Origin of the sequence: Anaerotaenia torta, assembly GCF_050433395.1 — a bacterium.
Classification (GTDB): Bacteria; Bacillota; Clostridia; order Lachnospirales; family Lachnospiraceae; genus Mobilitalea; species Mobilitalea torta.
Map to the genome: position 1 here is coordinate 22,906 of NZ_JBNPXH010000006.1, position 16,568 is coordinate 39,473.

The 16,568-nt window shown below is 35.8% G+C and carries 14 protein-coding genes and 1 pseudogene; 13 read left to right on the plus strand and 2 right to left on the minus strand.

What is annotated here, in order from left to right; genetic code table 11:
• Positions 1-60 precede the first annotated feature (60 nt).
• From HNQ56_RS11005 to HNQ56_RS11065, 13 genes and pseudogenes are all read left to right on the plus strand, one after another.
• Positions 61-2,541 (plus strand): hypothetical protein, encoded by a 2,481-nt coding sequence (locus HNQ56_RS11005; RefSeq protein ID WP_429145717.1) that lies wholly within the window; start codon positions 61-63, stop codon positions 2,539-2,541.
• 171 nt (positions 2,542-2,712) lie between these two features.
• A complete protein-coding gene (locus tag HNQ56_RS11010; RefSeq protein ID WP_429145720.1) occupies positions 2,713-4,839 on the plus strand; it encodes a P-loop NTPase in 2,127 nt (708 codons plus the stop codon).
• A gap of 14 nt (positions 4,840-4,853) precedes the next feature.
• Entirely contained in the window at positions 4,854-5,378 is a 525-nt protein-coding gene (locus HNQ56_RS11015; protein ID WP_429145722.1) for a hypothetical protein, read from the plus strand.
• 414 nt (positions 5,379-5,792) lie between these two features.
• The gene (locus tag HNQ56_RS11020) at positions 5,793-7,211 is read left to right on the plus strand and encodes a hypothetical protein (RefSeq protein ID WP_429145725.1); all 1,419 of its coding nucleotides are present in this window, start codon (positions 5,793-5,795) and stop codon (positions 7,209-7,211) included.
• A gap of 100 nt (positions 7,212-7,311) precedes the next feature.
• The gene (locus HNQ56_RS11025; protein WP_429145727.1) at positions 7,312-7,557 is read left to right on the plus strand and encodes a hypothetical protein; all 246 of its coding nucleotides are present in this window, start codon (positions 7,312-7,314) and stop codon (positions 7,555-7,557) included.
• 138 nt (positions 7,558-7,695) lie between these two features.
• Positions 7,696-8,358, plus strand: a complete 663-nt coding sequence (locus HNQ56_RS11030; RefSeq protein ID WP_429145730.1) for a hypothetical protein — start codon at positions 7,696-7,698, stop codon at positions 8,356-8,358.
• Between the two features lie 91 nt (positions 8,359-8,449).
• Positions 8,450-8,575 (plus strand): annotated as a pseudogene (gene rhuM, locus HNQ56_RS11035) (RhuM family protein); the annotation flags it as partial.
• A 140-nt stretch (positions 8,576-8,715) separates the two neighbouring features.
• Positions 8,716-10,596 (plus strand): KAP family P-loop NTPase fold protein, encoded by a 1,881-nt coding sequence (locus HNQ56_RS11040; RefSeq protein WP_429145733.1) that lies wholly within the window; start codon positions 8,716-8,718, stop codon positions 10,594-10,596.
• Between the two features lie 14 nt (positions 10,597-10,610).
• Complete coding sequence (locus tag HNQ56_RS11045; RefSeq protein ID WP_429145735.1) at positions 10,611-11,312, plus strand: hypothetical protein; 702 nt, start codon at positions 10,611-10,613, stop codon at positions 11,310-11,312.
• Positions 11,296-12,735 carry a Qat anti-phage system QueC-like protein QatC gene (gene qatC, locus HNQ56_RS11050; protein WP_429145738.1) on the plus strand — a complete coding sequence of 480 codons (1,440 nt, stop codon included), beginning with the start codon at positions 11,296-11,298 and terminating at the stop codon, positions 12,733-12,735. The genes HNQ56_RS11045 and qatC overlap by 17 nt, the downstream gene beginning before the upstream one ends.
• The gene (locus HNQ56_RS11055; RefSeq protein ID WP_429145740.1) at positions 12,728-13,450 is read left to right on the plus strand and encodes a TatD family hydrolase; all 723 of its coding nucleotides are present in this window, start codon (positions 12,728-12,730) and stop codon (positions 13,448-13,450) included. The genes qatC and HNQ56_RS11055 overlap by 8 nt, the downstream gene beginning before the upstream one ends.
• 310 nt (positions 13,451-13,760) lie before the next feature.
• Entirely contained in the window at positions 13,761-14,003 is a 243-nt protein-coding gene (locus HNQ56_RS11060) for an AbrB/MazE/SpoVT family DNA-binding domain-containing protein (RefSeq protein ID WP_429145743.1), read from the plus strand.
• Between the two features lie 6 nt (positions 14,004-14,009).
• The gene (locus HNQ56_RS11065) at positions 14,010-14,324 is read left to right on the plus strand and encodes a type II toxin-antitoxin system PemK/MazF family toxin (RefSeq protein WP_429145745.1); all 315 of its coding nucleotides are present in this window, start codon (positions 14,010-14,012) and stop codon (positions 14,322-14,324) included.
• Between the two features lie 279 nt (positions 14,325-14,603).
• Here the strand turns inward: HNQ56_RS11065 and HNQ56_RS11070 are convergent, their stop codons facing one another.
• Entirely contained in the window at positions 14,604-15,026 is a 423-nt protein-coding gene (locus HNQ56_RS11070) for a tyrosine-type recombinase/integrase (RefSeq protein ID WP_429145748.1), read from the minus strand.
• A gap of 368 nt (positions 15,027-15,394) precedes the next feature.
• Positions 15,395-16,333: an Ig-like domain-containing protein gene (locus HNQ56_RS11075; protein ID WP_429145750.1), complete on the minus strand. Its 939-nt coding sequence runs from the start codon at positions 16,331-16,333 to the stop codon at positions 15,395-15,397.
• Positions 16,334-16,568 lie beyond the last annotated feature (235 nt).

Here is a 16,568-nt window from a genome sequence, read left to right on the forward strand (position 1 = left end):
ATTGTAAAGGCTCTTGGTATCGCTGTACCTGAAAAGTTTCATAAAGAGCTACTTGATTTTTTGATATTTGATGAAGATAATGAGTGGAAATATGAGCAGTACTTGGATGATACATTTCTTGAAGGGATATTACTACGTTCGAAAGATTCGATTAGTGATAATTCCTTAAGTTATTTGAATAAAGTGCACTCTGCTTTTTTTGGTAATATGGCATTGGATACATTGTTATCGCTATCTACAGAGCCAGGCCATCCTTGGAATGCGGATTTTCTGGATAAAAATTTATTGAAGTTATCATTGGCAGAACGAGATCGTTTTTGGACTACATATATATCTACACATGATTATTCAGAAAGTGATGGCGAGAAGGAGTCGCCAATCAGGACAATTATTAATTGGGTTAATCATGAAAATCTGGGGAATGTGGAGCATGAGCGGCTACGTTTGGTTGCTATTGTGTTACTTTGGACAAGCTCATCCTCGAAGCGAATGTTAAGGCAGTCAGCAATAAAAGCACTGGCAAAAGTTTTTTCACGCATACCTTATGAGATACCTGATTTTTTAAGTAAATATTCCGGGTTAGATGATTCATATGTAGTAAATGGACTATATGCAGCAGTATATGGAGCAGTGGTAAATTTACCGAACGAGGTTAGTTTTGACGAGATTGTTAGAAGTGTAATTGAACATCAATTCACTGAGAAAGTTGAAAATCCGCATATGTTGATTCGGGATTATGCCAGAGGTATTATTGAATATGCTCATAATAAAAAGGGATATGTGATTGGAAATATTGAAGAATTTCGTCCGCCATATAAAAGTACCTGGCCGTTGGAGAATCCATTACCTTCTGACATCAATGCGCTGGAAGGAGAGTGTTCATCAATAAAAAGCTCGGTTCAAGGGTTTTTAAATGATTTTGGAAAGTACACCATGAAAGATGTTACGGATTGGACAGCAACCAATCTATCAGAGCCTAGACCAAAAACCTGCTATGAGTTTAATGTTGATTTTGCTGAAAGTCTGCCAGAAGAACTGAAAAACAAGTATATGGAAATCTTGAATAAAAGAGTATCCGAGGAAGAGACAAGGAAGATAAATGCAAAAGCATGGATAAATAGCCTGATTGGAGACAAAGCGGATTTATTAAGTTTATATCAGGAAAGTGAAGACGAATTTGATGATCAAGAGATGGGTTTTGAAGCTCAAGAGGATTTTGATGATGACAATATTTCTGAAGAAAAATTTCAAGAAAAAAGCGATGAAGAATCCTATTTTGACACATTAAGCAAGAAGCTTGATGAAACACAGCGAGAATATCTAAAATGGCTACACCATGAAGGTGTTTCAGAATGTAATGCCAAAGTTGATTTAGAATGGGCTAAGCGATGGGTAATTAAGAGAGCTTATGCATTAGGATGGACCTCGAAACTGTTTGAAGAATTTGAAAGAATTTATTGTGGAGATTCGTATAGGAGAAATGGAGGCCTAATAGAAAGGATTGGAAAGAAGTATCAGTGGATTGCTTATTATGAATTGCTAGGACATTTATCTAATAACTTATATTTTGATGATAGAGGTTATGCTGACATGGATGATAGTAAGTTTTGGGGACCATGGCAAATTGATGTGAGGGAAATGGATCCTACCTATTGGTTTGAAGCTAAAAAGGATATTTGCTATGATGATAAAGTATATCGCTGGTGGCGGCCATACCATTTTAAATTTGATTCTGAGGATTTAGCAGAGCAAAAAAGGTGGCTATGGGATGAAACGACATTGCCAGACTTTCGGAAGATTATTTGTACAACCGAACCGGAAACAGGGGAACAATGGTTAACCTTACGTTCTTTTTGTGATTGGAAAATAAAAACTATAATTGATGATGATAAACATGGAGAACCTGAATTATGGTACAGAATCAATACCTGCATAATTAACCAGCGAGATTTTGACGCATATAAAACTTATTTTTCTGGCAAACGGTTAGGGAGCCCAGACTGGATTTATGTACCGAACACAGGTAATCAGCGGTTTTGGGGAGAATATCCTTGGCATCCATGCTATGATAATATTACCGATTGGTCTGTAAAAGAAGTATACGATAAAGGTCCAGAATGTGAATATCATGTTCCATTATACGAATATGAGTTTTCAACAAGTAGCTTTGATCACATGGAGGATGAAAACTCATCATTTTATATGCCTTCCAAAAAGATAATCGAAGAAGTGGGACTAACAAACAATAAAGAAAATCCTGGAGAATGGATGAAGAATAATGTCGTTGTTTTTAGAGACCCAGGTTTGAATATTAATACCCAGTCATGTGCATTGTTTAAAAAGAAAGTCTTTTGTGAATGGCTAAAGAATAACAATTATGTATTAATATGGCTTATTGGCGGAGAAAAACAGTTATTCACTCCACATGTTACGCACTTCTTTGGTCGATTGAACTATAATTGTTTGTATTATATGGATGGCGAAGGAAATATTAAAGGCGAGACTTGGACCGAACAGGAAAAACCACGAGGAGATCGGTAAAGGTGTGGTGGTTTTATTAGAGTGATTATAAGAGATGGTACTAGAATGGAGGAATGGTGCATGTTTCATCCATATAGAAAAGACAGTTCGTATTTGCGGACAGCCATATTTGTCTCCTATAAAGAGAAGTGCGTTTACTGTGGTCGTACGATACAGCAGCGCGATATGCATGTGGATCACATTATTCCATCCAACATGGGAGAGTGCTATGATGACGAGGTCAAGCAATATCTTTTGGAGCTGGAGAAAGCCGGATTTATCGTAGATTCTATTGAAAACTATCTTCCGTCTTGCCCAGCGTGCAACATTGTCAAGAACAACCGTGTTTACACGTCTGCTAATTTGCGTTTCTTCCATGAAAAGGCAAGAGTACATGTCGATGAAATATTAAAGAGAATTGATGCGTTGAAAGCAGAAACGAAGGAGTCCTTCTATGAGCCGGTAGATACAGAACTTTGGGAAGAGCTGGATTTTTCGTACCAACGTAACATATCGCATGCTATCATGGGTTACCGTTTGACGCCAGCAGATGTGGAAGCGTGTCCCAAGTTTCCGCAAGTAGAAAGAATTGAAAAACAGTTGATGATTGTGGATCATGTAGTGGTACAAGGCGAGACCGGTTGTGGAAAATCCATCTCTGTTTATCAGGCGGCTTATGACCTCCATCGAAAAGGCTGGAAAGTCTACCGCTATAAGGCAATAGAAAATCTAAATGTTCCAATGATTCCATACAACACGGAGCCTTCGCTCTATATCATTGATGATGCACAGCGGCTTTCGGAAAAAGCAATTGAGGTAATCACTGAACAGACACGTCTAAACACAAAAATTCTATTTGCAAAGACAATTTCACCTGCTGTACAGCACGATACAATCCTGCTGACAAATAAGGATGCCGTAAAAATTTTGCATGACAACTTTCTTGCAAGGAAGAAGGAAATTACACCCATTGTACATCAGTGTGATAACCAGATCGGTATTAATTTTATGGATTCACCAATTGAAAGGCGTCTGGAGGGGGCTGAAAAAGCGGCCACACCATGGCAGTTCAACTACATCCTTCGCGGCGGTTGGCAGACTATGAAAGAACAGTATCAAACGATTTGCTCACATCACGACTGCGGTCTGCTGGCTGCGGCAATTGCAGTATTTCAAATTGTGCAGTTGGATAATTGCGTAAATTATCGCTGGCTGTGCAACTGCCTGCGGCGTGTTGACAGTTCTCTGGCATGGGATGATGGTGATTTGCAATATCTGGTGAGTCAAAAAATCGTACTATCTGTAGATGATGTGCGCATTGTCCATATGGAAAGCGCAAAGGTAATTATTGCACAATTTCTCCAAGATGCCTCAACGGAAAAGAAAAAGATGTTATATACGGCTATCGAGACATCTTTTGTGGAAAAGGAGATTATGCCGCTAGGCCTTGTGTGGCTGTGCAATGGACTGCTGGGTTACACTTTCGCTTATCGTCATGAGGAGACCTTTATCAATGAAAAGATGATATCTTCGGCGTTAGAGTGCCTAAAGGATGTGGAAACCTCTCATGCACGTGCTGGTATTGCGTTCTTCATGGAAAAAGTGTTTACAGTGCGATACGAAAAGAACGGGCAATGGTATTTGGATAAACATGAGACCTTGCTCCTTGACTGGATCGCCCATGCCGACAGTGAGACAGCCTACGCGTATTCTCATCTTATTAACACGCTTTTTAACACCGACAAAAAGCGATCTCCACGGTTCACACAAAAGGTTGATTGGGCACAAATGATACAATCCATGATGCAGGAGAGAAGACCCAACCTATATGCATGGGGGCAATTGTTTAACCGCTTGATATGCTCTCTCCCCAAGCAGGGGGATGCGCGGATTCGAGAGATGCTATGTCCGATGATAGTGGAGATGCGCTCCAAAACAGTCGTGTCAAATATAGCTGAACTGTCAGATTTCCTATGTTCCATAGCACATCTCGCCCCAACATGTGTACACGAAACAGTACGGAAACTACTGCCTATTTATAGAGAATATTTTAAAAAAGATATGATACATGCAATATATCTCTTCAATTTTAAGTTTTTTCTGTACATATGCGGAATGAGTTTGTTGGGCGGACATCGAGCCACAAAAGAGGAGAGAGAAACGGCGGCAGCTTTGGTGGAGGTGCTACCGGTAGCAGAATTTGCACCGCAATTTCAAATAGTCTTCCGCGGGATTGGCAAAGCATTCATGAAATCATGTGTCTTGTGGGACAATATGACAGACAGAAAGCTAAGGAAATTGTCGCCTCAGTTGACATAGTTAGACTTTCAGATATGGCAAAAGACAGTTGGTGTAGATATAGCGAGATTGTAGACATCTGTATTGGACTCCATATTGGCGATTGGAAAATAGCGCGTCGGTTTGTGGAATACAATCAGGATAGGATACAGGTCATGTACTCACCTCTTGCGATGATTGCGCCGCAATGTGCCGTCAGTGTATTCAAAGATGGAATCCCTGCGGAGTTGCTGACTGGACATTGGTGGAAAATCAGTTTTTATGCCTTGAGGGAGCTGATTAAGACGGATGGAGCGGTGGCAAAAGAGATCCTTTCCTCAAATGTACCAGCAATCATCAAGCAACTGAATGCTTCTTCTGCAATAGACTTTGATGATGACGGTTGCTTGGTGTTTTTGCAGTTGGCACGTGAGTGCGATGAGAATATCTTTGAAAAAATAATTGCCATACTGGATCCCCAAGCAATTTCCGATAGTTGGAAAAGATCGTATATAAATCCGCGGCAGAAAAAACAAGTGCAAGAAAGATACCGCCGATTTTTAGACATGATCAAGCCGTGACCACAGCTATCAATCGTGTGTTATGAACTTCATCTGAACGGCCAGTTATAATTAAGAAACCATAATGTTCAGCTGAATATCATGGATAACGGATTTGCATTGACGACAACCTGCAGCTGACTGTCATCTATATGAGTATATATTTCGTGTAGGCTTTTTCGGCAGAATGGAAAAAACTTATTAAATGTTATTCTGTGGCGAAAATTTATTTCTTTCAATTGTTGAATTTGGAATAATGCAAGGACATTACTACGCTGAGATAGAATAAACACTTTAAAATTTGTGGAAATAAAAACAAACGTTAGGATAACCTCATTTTCTGTAATTGTACTACAGACGATGGGCTTAATCCACAATATGATGGTTTTGTTGTAATAAGAAAATATAAAAAATAGAAGAAGGAAGAGACGGGGAATGAGAAGGGCAATTATAGATAATTCTACATTAACGGCTATTCAACGATTGTTAGGAAACATTGAGGTTTGTAATAAGCATACTATGGATGGAGATATTCTTGCATTCGAGACGTTAATACAAGCTATATTATTTTTCGACGATGTTTGTTATATTGATGATTATAAACAACAATATAGAGAAGAGAGGGCAAGTTTTTTCCCTTTTTTAGGACAAGTAAATATTGACGAAAAGAACTATGAAGTATTACTTCGAGAAACCGATAAACTTTCCAACAATATAATTCCGCGTGTAGAGGGCGGGGTCTTCACAGATAATGATTTTAAGCCTTTTTTTGAATTGCTCAAAATGCACAATATTTTTACTTGGGATATGTCTTCAAGCGTATATTATCTTACTCAAAAAATGCTGGCGGGTAACCACAATGAAATTGATATTGAAAAATATAGCAAGTTGACACAAATGATTTTTAGCGAATTACAAGATAATTCTGCAAAAAAACAAGTTAATACGTCGGTTATTCTAGATTCTCGCGGAAAGCCAATTACATCAGATTATACTGTTATTGATAAAGAAGGTAATGTTCGAGAGGCACATATAGGCAGGCAAACAGAACTTTTTATGGCAAATTTAAGTTGGTTGGCATATCGAACCATATTTTATACATTAGTAGCAAAACAAATGGGAGGTACTCTGATTTTACATCCGATCAGAGATGCATTCCAAATTAACTATTTTCAAAGGTTATTTCCACAAAAACCAAATTGGTGTCAAACACTTATTAAAGCAATGAATGTACCGGTAGAGGAAACTGTTAAATTAGTATTTGCCTCAACTCAACCTGTAATTACAAAATATACAATGCCTTTATTTTCTGCTGCGATCACAGAAAAGTCTGGAAATCCCAAAGATGCAATTAATGTAGCCTTGCATATGAAAGAGGAAGGGGCATTTGTTGAAGCTAGAAGAAAATTATTAGAAATTGATGAACTTTTCTCAGAAGATAAATCACAAAAAGCTATTCGTGAAGCCAACAAACTTGTAAATCACGTAGAAATATTAATGAAACAGATTTGTGAAAAATATTATGTTTCTACTCCACAAGGAGTAACATTGTCACCGATTATTCAAGCATATAATATTGGATCTTTGTTTTCTCAAGGAGTGTTACCATCAATCCCAAACTTTTCTGCTAAAATCGGTGTACTTGGAAAGTTAAAGGACTGGATTCCGCAAACTGGATTCAATGCAATATATAAATCATTAATTAATGATCTCACTAGCATTGGAAAATTGGGAAAATATCATGAACTGCTGACGTCGCAGGTGGTTTATAATGAGGATGCTAATTACTATGATTCCAAAATGGAAGATAAAAAATATATGAAGTTAAAAAGTAACTGGAAGATACCAATGTAGAAACCACATTTTATCAATAATTTGACGAATTGACAATATTGAATACTCATCTGCTGATATATGGTGGGTGTAGGCAGAAACCAAATCCTTATTTATACATTTGAGATATAAAAATAGAGTAATTATGAGAGCACATACAGTTATTTTGGGTGCCGGTGTAACGATTGCTGCAATCCAAAACGGAGACAAATACAGAAATAAATCTTTTGTCATGAATGGGTTGATTGAGAAACTTCATTTGGATGATGTTCTGTCTAGAATAGAGTTGAAATCCCAAAGTGATAACCTCGTGTACTCAAGACTTGAAGGTAAGGAGGCTGTTAATCAATTAGAAAAGCGTTTATAGATTACTTTGGATCTCTTGTACTTCCTGATAATTTAGATGGTAGGATTTCAAAGACAATTATGCTAAGGAAAATTGTGTTATTATAAATATACAATAGTTACTATTGTATTATATAATAATTACAAAGGTGGTGAGAAAATGGAACAAGCGGGCTATGGACAATATATAGAGGATAATATCCGCAGATTCCCTTTCGGCGTTCCCATTTATACGGACGAAATTGTCCGCGAGGTGGCAGGACAATTTCAAATCGAACTTGATCAGGCAAAAATACTTGTCAATGTGAATCTGAAACGTATTGCGGATAACAATGGCCTGGAACGTTATCAAAAAGGAATCTATTATAAAGCACAGGAAACACCCTTTGGAAAAACGAAATTGAATCCTGAGCAGATTATGCGGGATATGTATCTGGTCAAGGACGGACAGAGGATTGGTTATGAAACGGGTCCATTCTTCTTTAATAGAATTGGACTTACCACACAGCTGCCGAAGTACAAAACTTATGCCACCAATGCATTCAGGCAAAAGGGCAACCGAGTGGAGGAAAAGCTGGGAGTTATCCTGCGTAGGCCGCCATCTGAGGTTACCAATGATAATTATCGTTATTTGCAGTTGCTAGATGTAATTGAAAATAAAGAGAAGCTGGCCATGGACGCTCTGGAGCCGGATCAAATTCTTTTGGAGTATATACAGAAAAATGAATTGGACTATGATAGACTAGCAGGATATGCCAGCCAATACTACCGGAAAGAGGTATTGTTGCGGCTCGGAGAGCTTGCTGCAGTTACATTGAAATGAAATTACATACAGAGTCTTTAAATAAAAGAGAGCCAAGCCGGGCAGTTACCGCATAGGCTTACGACTGTTGTTTACCCAAATTAAGATTTATTATTATAATTTGTATGCTATTATATCTGTTGGCTACTGGGTAAAATCATTAAGGGGAGCACAATTCAGGATATGGGCGAGTAGCGTATTAAAAGAATATATGCAAAAAGGCTTTGCAATGAATGATTGCGGTGATGTATGACATTGGTTTTGAACGGGTGTTTGTATTGCTAGGTGGAACAAGAATAAATGGTAAAATAAATATAAAGATTTGAAGGTGGCTTATAGCATAAATTTAATATTTAGCGAGATAAGAGGAGGAGAAAAATGTGGTTAGATAGAGAATCTCATATTGATTTATTAGCATATGAACCGTTTGCAGAACTGATTACGGATATTACAGCGAATAAGAGATTGAATCCTTTGACAATTGGGCTTTTTGGTCGTTGGGGTGCTGGAAAATCTACATTGCTAAAATTAGTAGAAAAGAATATTGAAGAACGCGACAAGACAAAGACAAGACTGGTTTGTATATCATTAAACTCGTGGATTTTTGAGGGGTATGATGATGCTAAAAGTGCGATTATGGAAAGTTTACTGCGTACACTGATGGATAATCAACCTGCTTTTGCAGGATTAAAAGATGAAATTAAAAATTTAATTGGGCGCATTAACTTTTTGAAATTAGGGGCAACGGCTATTAAGCATGGTGTACCCTTGATCATGAGTGCAGTCAATCCAGCAATTGCTACATTGTCTGTAGCCCAGTATTTCACAAAAAATAAGAGAAAAGAAATATTAGATGATTTGAAAGAAGTTTGGACTGATAAGGAATTAAAAGACAATCAAAATACAACGGTAGAAAATATTAGGTTATTTCGGGCAGAATTTACTGAATTAATTAATAAATCTGAAATTGATAATTTGATAGTTATGATTGATGATTTAGATAGATGTACTCCTGAGCGAGTAATAGAGACACTTGAAGCAATAAAATTATTTTTATCGGTGCCAAAGACTACATTTGTTATAGCTGTTGATAATCAAGTAATTAAATATTCTATTGAAAACAAATATCCTAAGATAACAGAGGACTCAGACGATTTTTCTGATAGCTATATCGAAAAGATTATACAGTTGCCGATTCATATACCAGAATTATCAGAAGTGGATATTAAAAATTATTTGTTACTGTTAATTTGTGAGTTGTATTTATCAAGAAAAACTGCCATAAAAGAAGAAGATTGTTTGGAAATATTGCTTAGATATGCGCAGGCAAAAAATGTTTTTGTTATTGGAGAAAAAATCAACTTGGAATTTGTGAAGTCTGCTTTTGAACAGTATGATTATACTATTATTAATGGCTACGAATTAGATGAATTTGAAGAAATATTTGAGATAATATATAAAACCAGTGATGTTATAGCAAGCACCCTGAAAGGTAATCCAAGGCAGGCGAAACGTTTTTTAAATTCATTTTTGATTAGGAAAAGATTGGCTGAAATTTATTATAAAGCAGATAAGACCTTTAACTTTTCAATATTGGCAAAATTGATGGCATTAGAATATATTGACACTCAACGATTTAAGGAATTATACAAATGGTCGGTAGAAGACCAGGGCAATTCTAAAATTCATGAATTGGAGGAAATAACAAATAGTGCAATAAATAATGAGGAAATACCAGAACAGTATCGCAAATGGTCAGATGATAAAATTATCAGATGGCTAAGATCTGACCCAATTAATTTATATGAGAAAAATTTACTTAAATATTTTTACTTAACAAGAGAATCGTTGGATATCAATGTAAGTGTATCTGATTCCTTGAGTAAAATAGAACTTGCAGCTTTTAATAAGATATTACAGTCTAAACGAGCAACTGAGTTTAGCAGACTGATAAAGGAATTAAAGGATAACAAAGAGATCAAATATACGAAAGTAATAGATGCCCTTATTGAGAAATTCAAAGAAAATAAAGATATTCTTGAAAAAATACAAATGATTTATATTATCTATCCAGATTATCGTTCTGAAATCAGGGATATTATTAAAAAGATGAAAAGTTCAGAAATCAACCTGCCAGTTGTTACAATATTAAGCTCGATGTTTCAAGCGGATAAGAAAGGATTTACAGAAGTAATAAGTGAATTAGAGAAAAATGGTGTTAGTGAAGATACTATTAAAACAATTACAGCGGATAAATAGATTAGGAGACGAATATGGGGACTTCAAAAGGATATATTCCACCTAAAAATGAACAGTGGAAACGAGCAAAAGGGGCAGTAACCAGAATGGCTAAAGGAACTAACGGTAATACAGGAGTTGGTAAAGCAATTTCTAAATACGCAGATGCATATATGTCTACACATTTAGGAAAAAGTAATGTTGCTGTAGTAGCGGGCAATGTTATGAATTTTATTAATTCTGTACAGCGAAATGGTATAATAAGTGCTGCAGAGAATATTGGCATAGATACATTATTAAACAAAACAGGACAAGAACTTTACAAAGGGCTTATTGATTATTTTGCGCGTGATATTAATACTACAGATATGCAGATAATTAGAAAAAGTCTATCAGATACGTTGAAACGGTTGGAGATTAATCAGTTTAAGGATTTAGAAGAGATAGATAGTGAAGAATTTTTGCTAGAATTTATAATTCAATTTGCTATTCAAAATTTTGAAACTTGTTTTTCTGAGAAAATATTTTCAAACCAAAGCTTATCGGATAACTATGACAGACTAATGAGTCAGGTGAGTTCTGCAATTGAAAATAGAATTGTAGCAGATGTGCAATTGGAGAAAAAATTAGATTTGGATTACGCAAGCCCAGAGGGGCAGAAGTATATTTCCTCTGTATGCAGGGAATGTTATGATAAATTAAAAAAGATGGAGGGGCAATATGAAGATTTGGATTAACAAAGGAGAAATAGAGAATCTGAGTTCTTTATTTGATGACTCTATAATATTTGATATGCTGGATGAGAGTCCAAAGTCAAATTTAAAAGTAGATTTTGAGGCAATTTGGAGAAGGTTTGGTAAAGATAATTTAGATGAAATTTATGAAGACTTGATTACAATAGCTGCCAGTGTTTATGTGGCAGACAAACGAGTACCGAGGAGTAGTGCTGTTTTAGCGGAGACAGGAGATAATTGGACAAGACATATACATATTTCGATACCGGTTTTAGAATTAGATAAGTGGAAATACGTAAAAAAAGAATTAGAAGAGGTCTTGGACTTTCTCAGTGGAGATCTATGGGAATTGGATTTCCGTAAGGCAGAAACAAAATTCAGAAATTTTTCTACGGATAAAAAGTATAATATGATTGAGGGAAAGTTCGATGCTGTTTCCTTATTTTCTGGAGGATTAGATTCATTTTCTGGTGCTATAGATTTATTAGAAAAGGGTAAAGATATCTGCTTTGTGGGATGCAGGGAGTATTTTGCATTAGGCAAAAGAATAGACAACTTGTTTCAAATATTGAAAGAAGATTATCCGGAAAATAATATGGATATAATAATTTTTAAAGCAGATCCGGGTGTTCCTCGAAATATAAACGAGGATATGAGAAGCGTATATAATGAAAATACAAGTAGAAGCAGATCATTGCTGTTTCTTTCCATTGCTTTAGCTGTGGCTTCTCTAGTGGGGCATGAGGTACCCGTATATATTCCGGAGAATGGTTTCATTGGTCTAAACATTCCATTGACACCAAGTCGTATGGGAAGTTGTAGCACAAGAACAACACATGTGCATTTTATAAAATGTCTCAATGATATTTTGCAGAAGTTAGGGATTCCCCATAAGGTGGAGAATTTTTTTGCCTATAAAACAAAAGGTGAAATTGTTCAAAGCGTAAAAGAAACAAAAGCATTTAAACGTGGAGCAGGAGAAACAATTTCTTGTTCTCATCCAATGCGTGCTGATAAAGGAATTCCAGGGAGACCGAGAAATTGTGGTTATTGCTATCCGTGCCTAATCAGAAGGGCATCTTTAAATGGGATACTTGTGCAGGAAGAATATCTGGAAAAGTTCAAGGAAGAGTATAGAATTGGACTACCATTTATTGAGAATGAGAGATTTTCTAATTCTGATACAGGAAAAACGGCGGATTTAAAGGCTGTATTATTTTCTTTACATAACTACTTAAAGCATAGAAATAGAGAGTATTATATTGAAAGATTAATTGTATTAGGTGGAATGAACCTAGAAGAAATTGAAAAGTTTGTAGATGTTTATATGAAATCTATGGAAGAATTGCATGGATTTATAAGAACTCAAGCTGAATCTAATGGAATGGAATTGTTAGAATTTATAGGGGATATTGAGGATGAATAAACTGATTGATATGCATTTTCATCTTGATTTTTATGCAAACCATTCGGAAACATATAAGAGAATTAACTCTTTGGAGCAACATACATTATGCGTTACAAATCAGCCTGAGATTTTTGAGTCTTGCATAGATTTGTATAGACCAACACAATATGTCCAATTTGCATTAGGTTATCATCCACAGAATGCAGGAAAAATATCCTTTAGCAATAGTTCGTTTATAAATAATCTCTATAAAACAAAGTATGTTGGGGAGGTGGGATTGGATTTTTCAAAAGAATATGCCGCCTTTTCTGATATACAGCTTAGAGTGTTTGATTTCATTTGTGGGAGGGCGGTTGACAAAATAATGACTATCCATTGCAAAAAAGCAGAGGAAGATGTGTATAGGATAATAAAAAAGAATGGTAATCATAAGGTTATTATGCATTGGTATTCAGGAAACGAGTATTGGCTGGATAAACTAATTGATTTAGGATGTTATTTTTCTGTTAATTCTAATATGCTTAGCAGTACTAAAGGTATAATGATTATAGATCATATACCTTTGGAAAGGTTATTTATTGAAAGTGATGGGCCATTTACAAAAGTTGATGGGAAAAGATATACAATTGAAAAATTAAAAACGGTATATGAACAGACTGCTCAGATGAGGAAACTAAGTGACGAAGTATTAAGGCGTCAGATAACAAAAAATTATATGGAGCTGATACAATAGAATTAGGAGATTTGTTATATGAGTTGTGATTGATGGATATCTTCCAAAACGAATAAATCACAAAATGTTACCGATATAATATGATTCAAGCATCAAAAGGTAGGAGCAACTGTTTAGAGCTTGAGTAAACTATGAAAAGTCAAATAAGAAAACAATATTTTACTTATATCATTTTACACTATTTTTCTGATGGCAGTAAAATGGCGTGAAAAGAAAAGTACTTTGAATTTATATGTACAAAGATTTGTAAAGTAATTGATATTTCAGAGGTAATGGTATATACTATGTATATACGAAAGGAGGCGGAATTATGATAGCACAGGTAAAAGCGTGGGGAAATGGGCAAGGTGTAAGATTTTCAAAAGAATTGTTAGATACAATTGGAGTCCGTGTTAACGAGTTTCTTGATATTCAGATTAAGGATGGAAGTATAATTCTATCTAAGACATTCAAGCATAAGACATTAGAGGAGAGAACTGCAGAATTCCAGGGAAAACTTGGCCCCTATGAAGAAGTTTCGTGGGGAGAAGCAGAAGGAAGGGAGCAATGGTAACATAAGATGAATGCGATTGCACAAGGAGATATTCTTTCAGTTGAAAGAATTAATACTCCAATACTGGTTGTGAGTAAAGCATATTTTAATCGAACAGAACAGATTATTGCATGCCCTGTCTTGAAAAATGCATCTGAGGATCCGTTACACATACCGGTTATTGCAACGGATATGCAAGGAATTGTTTTATGTGAACAAATGAAATTACTAGATTTACGGGTTCGAGGATATAAAAAATTAACAGAATTAAAAATCGAAGACGTTATGAATATAGCAGATGCTATACAGAGTATTTTTGATTATTATCCGTTTGAAAGGTAATATATTTTAGTGAAATGAAATCCAATTTGTAAAGATGCATTGATTTGTCATTTTATTCCACAGTGAATTTCCTTTTATGTTTATAACAAGAAGTTCACAAATCGAAAAAGAAAATTATATGGTATTAAAGTGTCTGCAGAAATATAATATTTTTGAAGTCCGCAAAGTGGTATCAAGTTCTTCATAATTCCACGAAGGGCATTGCATCTCGAAATCAGGTAGTCTTCACGGGCTCGTGGGTTCGAATCCCACCGCTTCCGCTCTAAACCCCTTGATTTATCAGGGGGTTTTTGTTTTGTGTTGCATTTCGTGTTGCATAAACCTCTTAAATTCATCCATGGCCGCTGCAGTATGAACCTTTTCGTACAGGGTCAGCCAGGCATTGTATTTTTGAATATCAATATTTTCATTGCTGATTCCAATGGCCTCTTCAAAATAATTATCTATAGCCTCATCCGCCTTTTTCCGAGTTTTAGAGAACGTGTGCGTATAAATCCTTTTCATCACGTCATCGGTTTTCCAGCCTCCTCGTTCCAGGGCATATTTCTCTGCAATTTGAAGCTCAGACATTACTGATGCATTTACGTGCCTCAGTTCGTGAAAGGTCATGTGCGGGAGGTTATTTTTCTTAAGTATCCTGCGGAAGCGATCGTATAAGGCGTGGCCGCTCATTTCTACTAAGCGATCTTGCCCTTCTGGCAATTGATCTATTAAATCTTTTATGTAAGCCGGTAGTCTAAGCACTCTTTTTCTGGTTTCTGTTTTGGCAATATCTTTTCTATGCTCAGCGCCATCTGCATAAACAACAACTTCCTCAATACATATATACTTACCTCTTTCTAATAGTGATTTTGATTTTGTTAGTCCGCACCCCCTTGATTTTGGTAAGTAGAATTTGGTTTTTCATTTAACGTAAAAAATACACCCAACCTATTTTTGTTATGATTTTATGTGAAAGGTGTTATAATAGGCTTGTTGAGGGCGATATTATAATCACCTGATTATTATATTGCAGAAACCGTCTCTGTTTGCAGCAGGGGCGTTTTTTATTTTATATATTGTGAGTAGAATTATTTGATAATTTTTAAATCCCTCAAGTCTTGAGTATAGAATTCAACAGTATTAGATTTGATGAATTTATATCGTAAACCTTTGTGACTGTATTCTTTATTTAATTCCTTTTCTTCAATTGGAATTGAAAAAGATTTCTTAGTAGTACCTGACTCAACATTGGGAATTAAATATATGGCATTACTCTCTATAATTGGTGTTATACCATATACGCTCCATAGGTCGTCATCGTTTATCCATGCGCTATTGTCAAATCCTACGTATACTGTTACCTTGATTGGATCATATGTTATATAAGGTGAAGCGAATCTGGTTATATATTCTCTTTCAGCTAATTCATAGGAAGTATCGCTATCTTCAGTGTCGGAATTTTTAGATGAAGGAAGCGTATCGTACTTTCCTATACTGAGTGTGATTGTAGATATCCCCTTTTCAACTGGCGTAACATATAAGGAAACAATATTATTTTCCGCATCACCATCACCGAACTCTATTTCTACATTATAATTGTCTACTTTCGCAGTCAAAAACTCTCCGTCTCTGGGTTTAGCAAATGTTATTAAAATCTCTTGATATTCATCCATGGGAGTGTAAAGGGAAGCGTCCTTTATATTTGTTGATAAGCGCCCTTTTACGGTTATTGTACAGGTTAATTTTGTATTATTGCTTCCTGCGCCAATAGTAGCCGTAATTGTAGCTTTGCCTTTTGCGAGAGCAGTCACTTTTCCGGATTTATTTACTTCGGCAACTTCTGTATTACTGGATTTCCACATTATTTTTTTTGTTGTATTATTTACTTTCAAAGTATATTTGTCATTAACATACATCGTCTTTTTTGTAGTATTTAACTTTAATGGTTCAGCAGCCATTATACTTTTACCTGGACAAAGCATAGTGCTTATAAAGATAAATAAAAATAATGAAAAAAATTTCTTCATAGTAAAATCCTCCCTTGTTGTATTTAACATCATTTACCATTATAACAAATAATCAGGGAGAAAGCTACAATAAATCACAAGCCACCATACAACCAATAATTTTCTGCTGCCAGCAGCTCGGGCTGATAATGCTGGCATCCCAGGTATGTTAAATTGGGGGCGTTAATGCAGGCCCTGGGGCTAACACAGCAGGGAAGAGGACCCCTCCGTTTCCGGTAGCAATTGATATCGATCA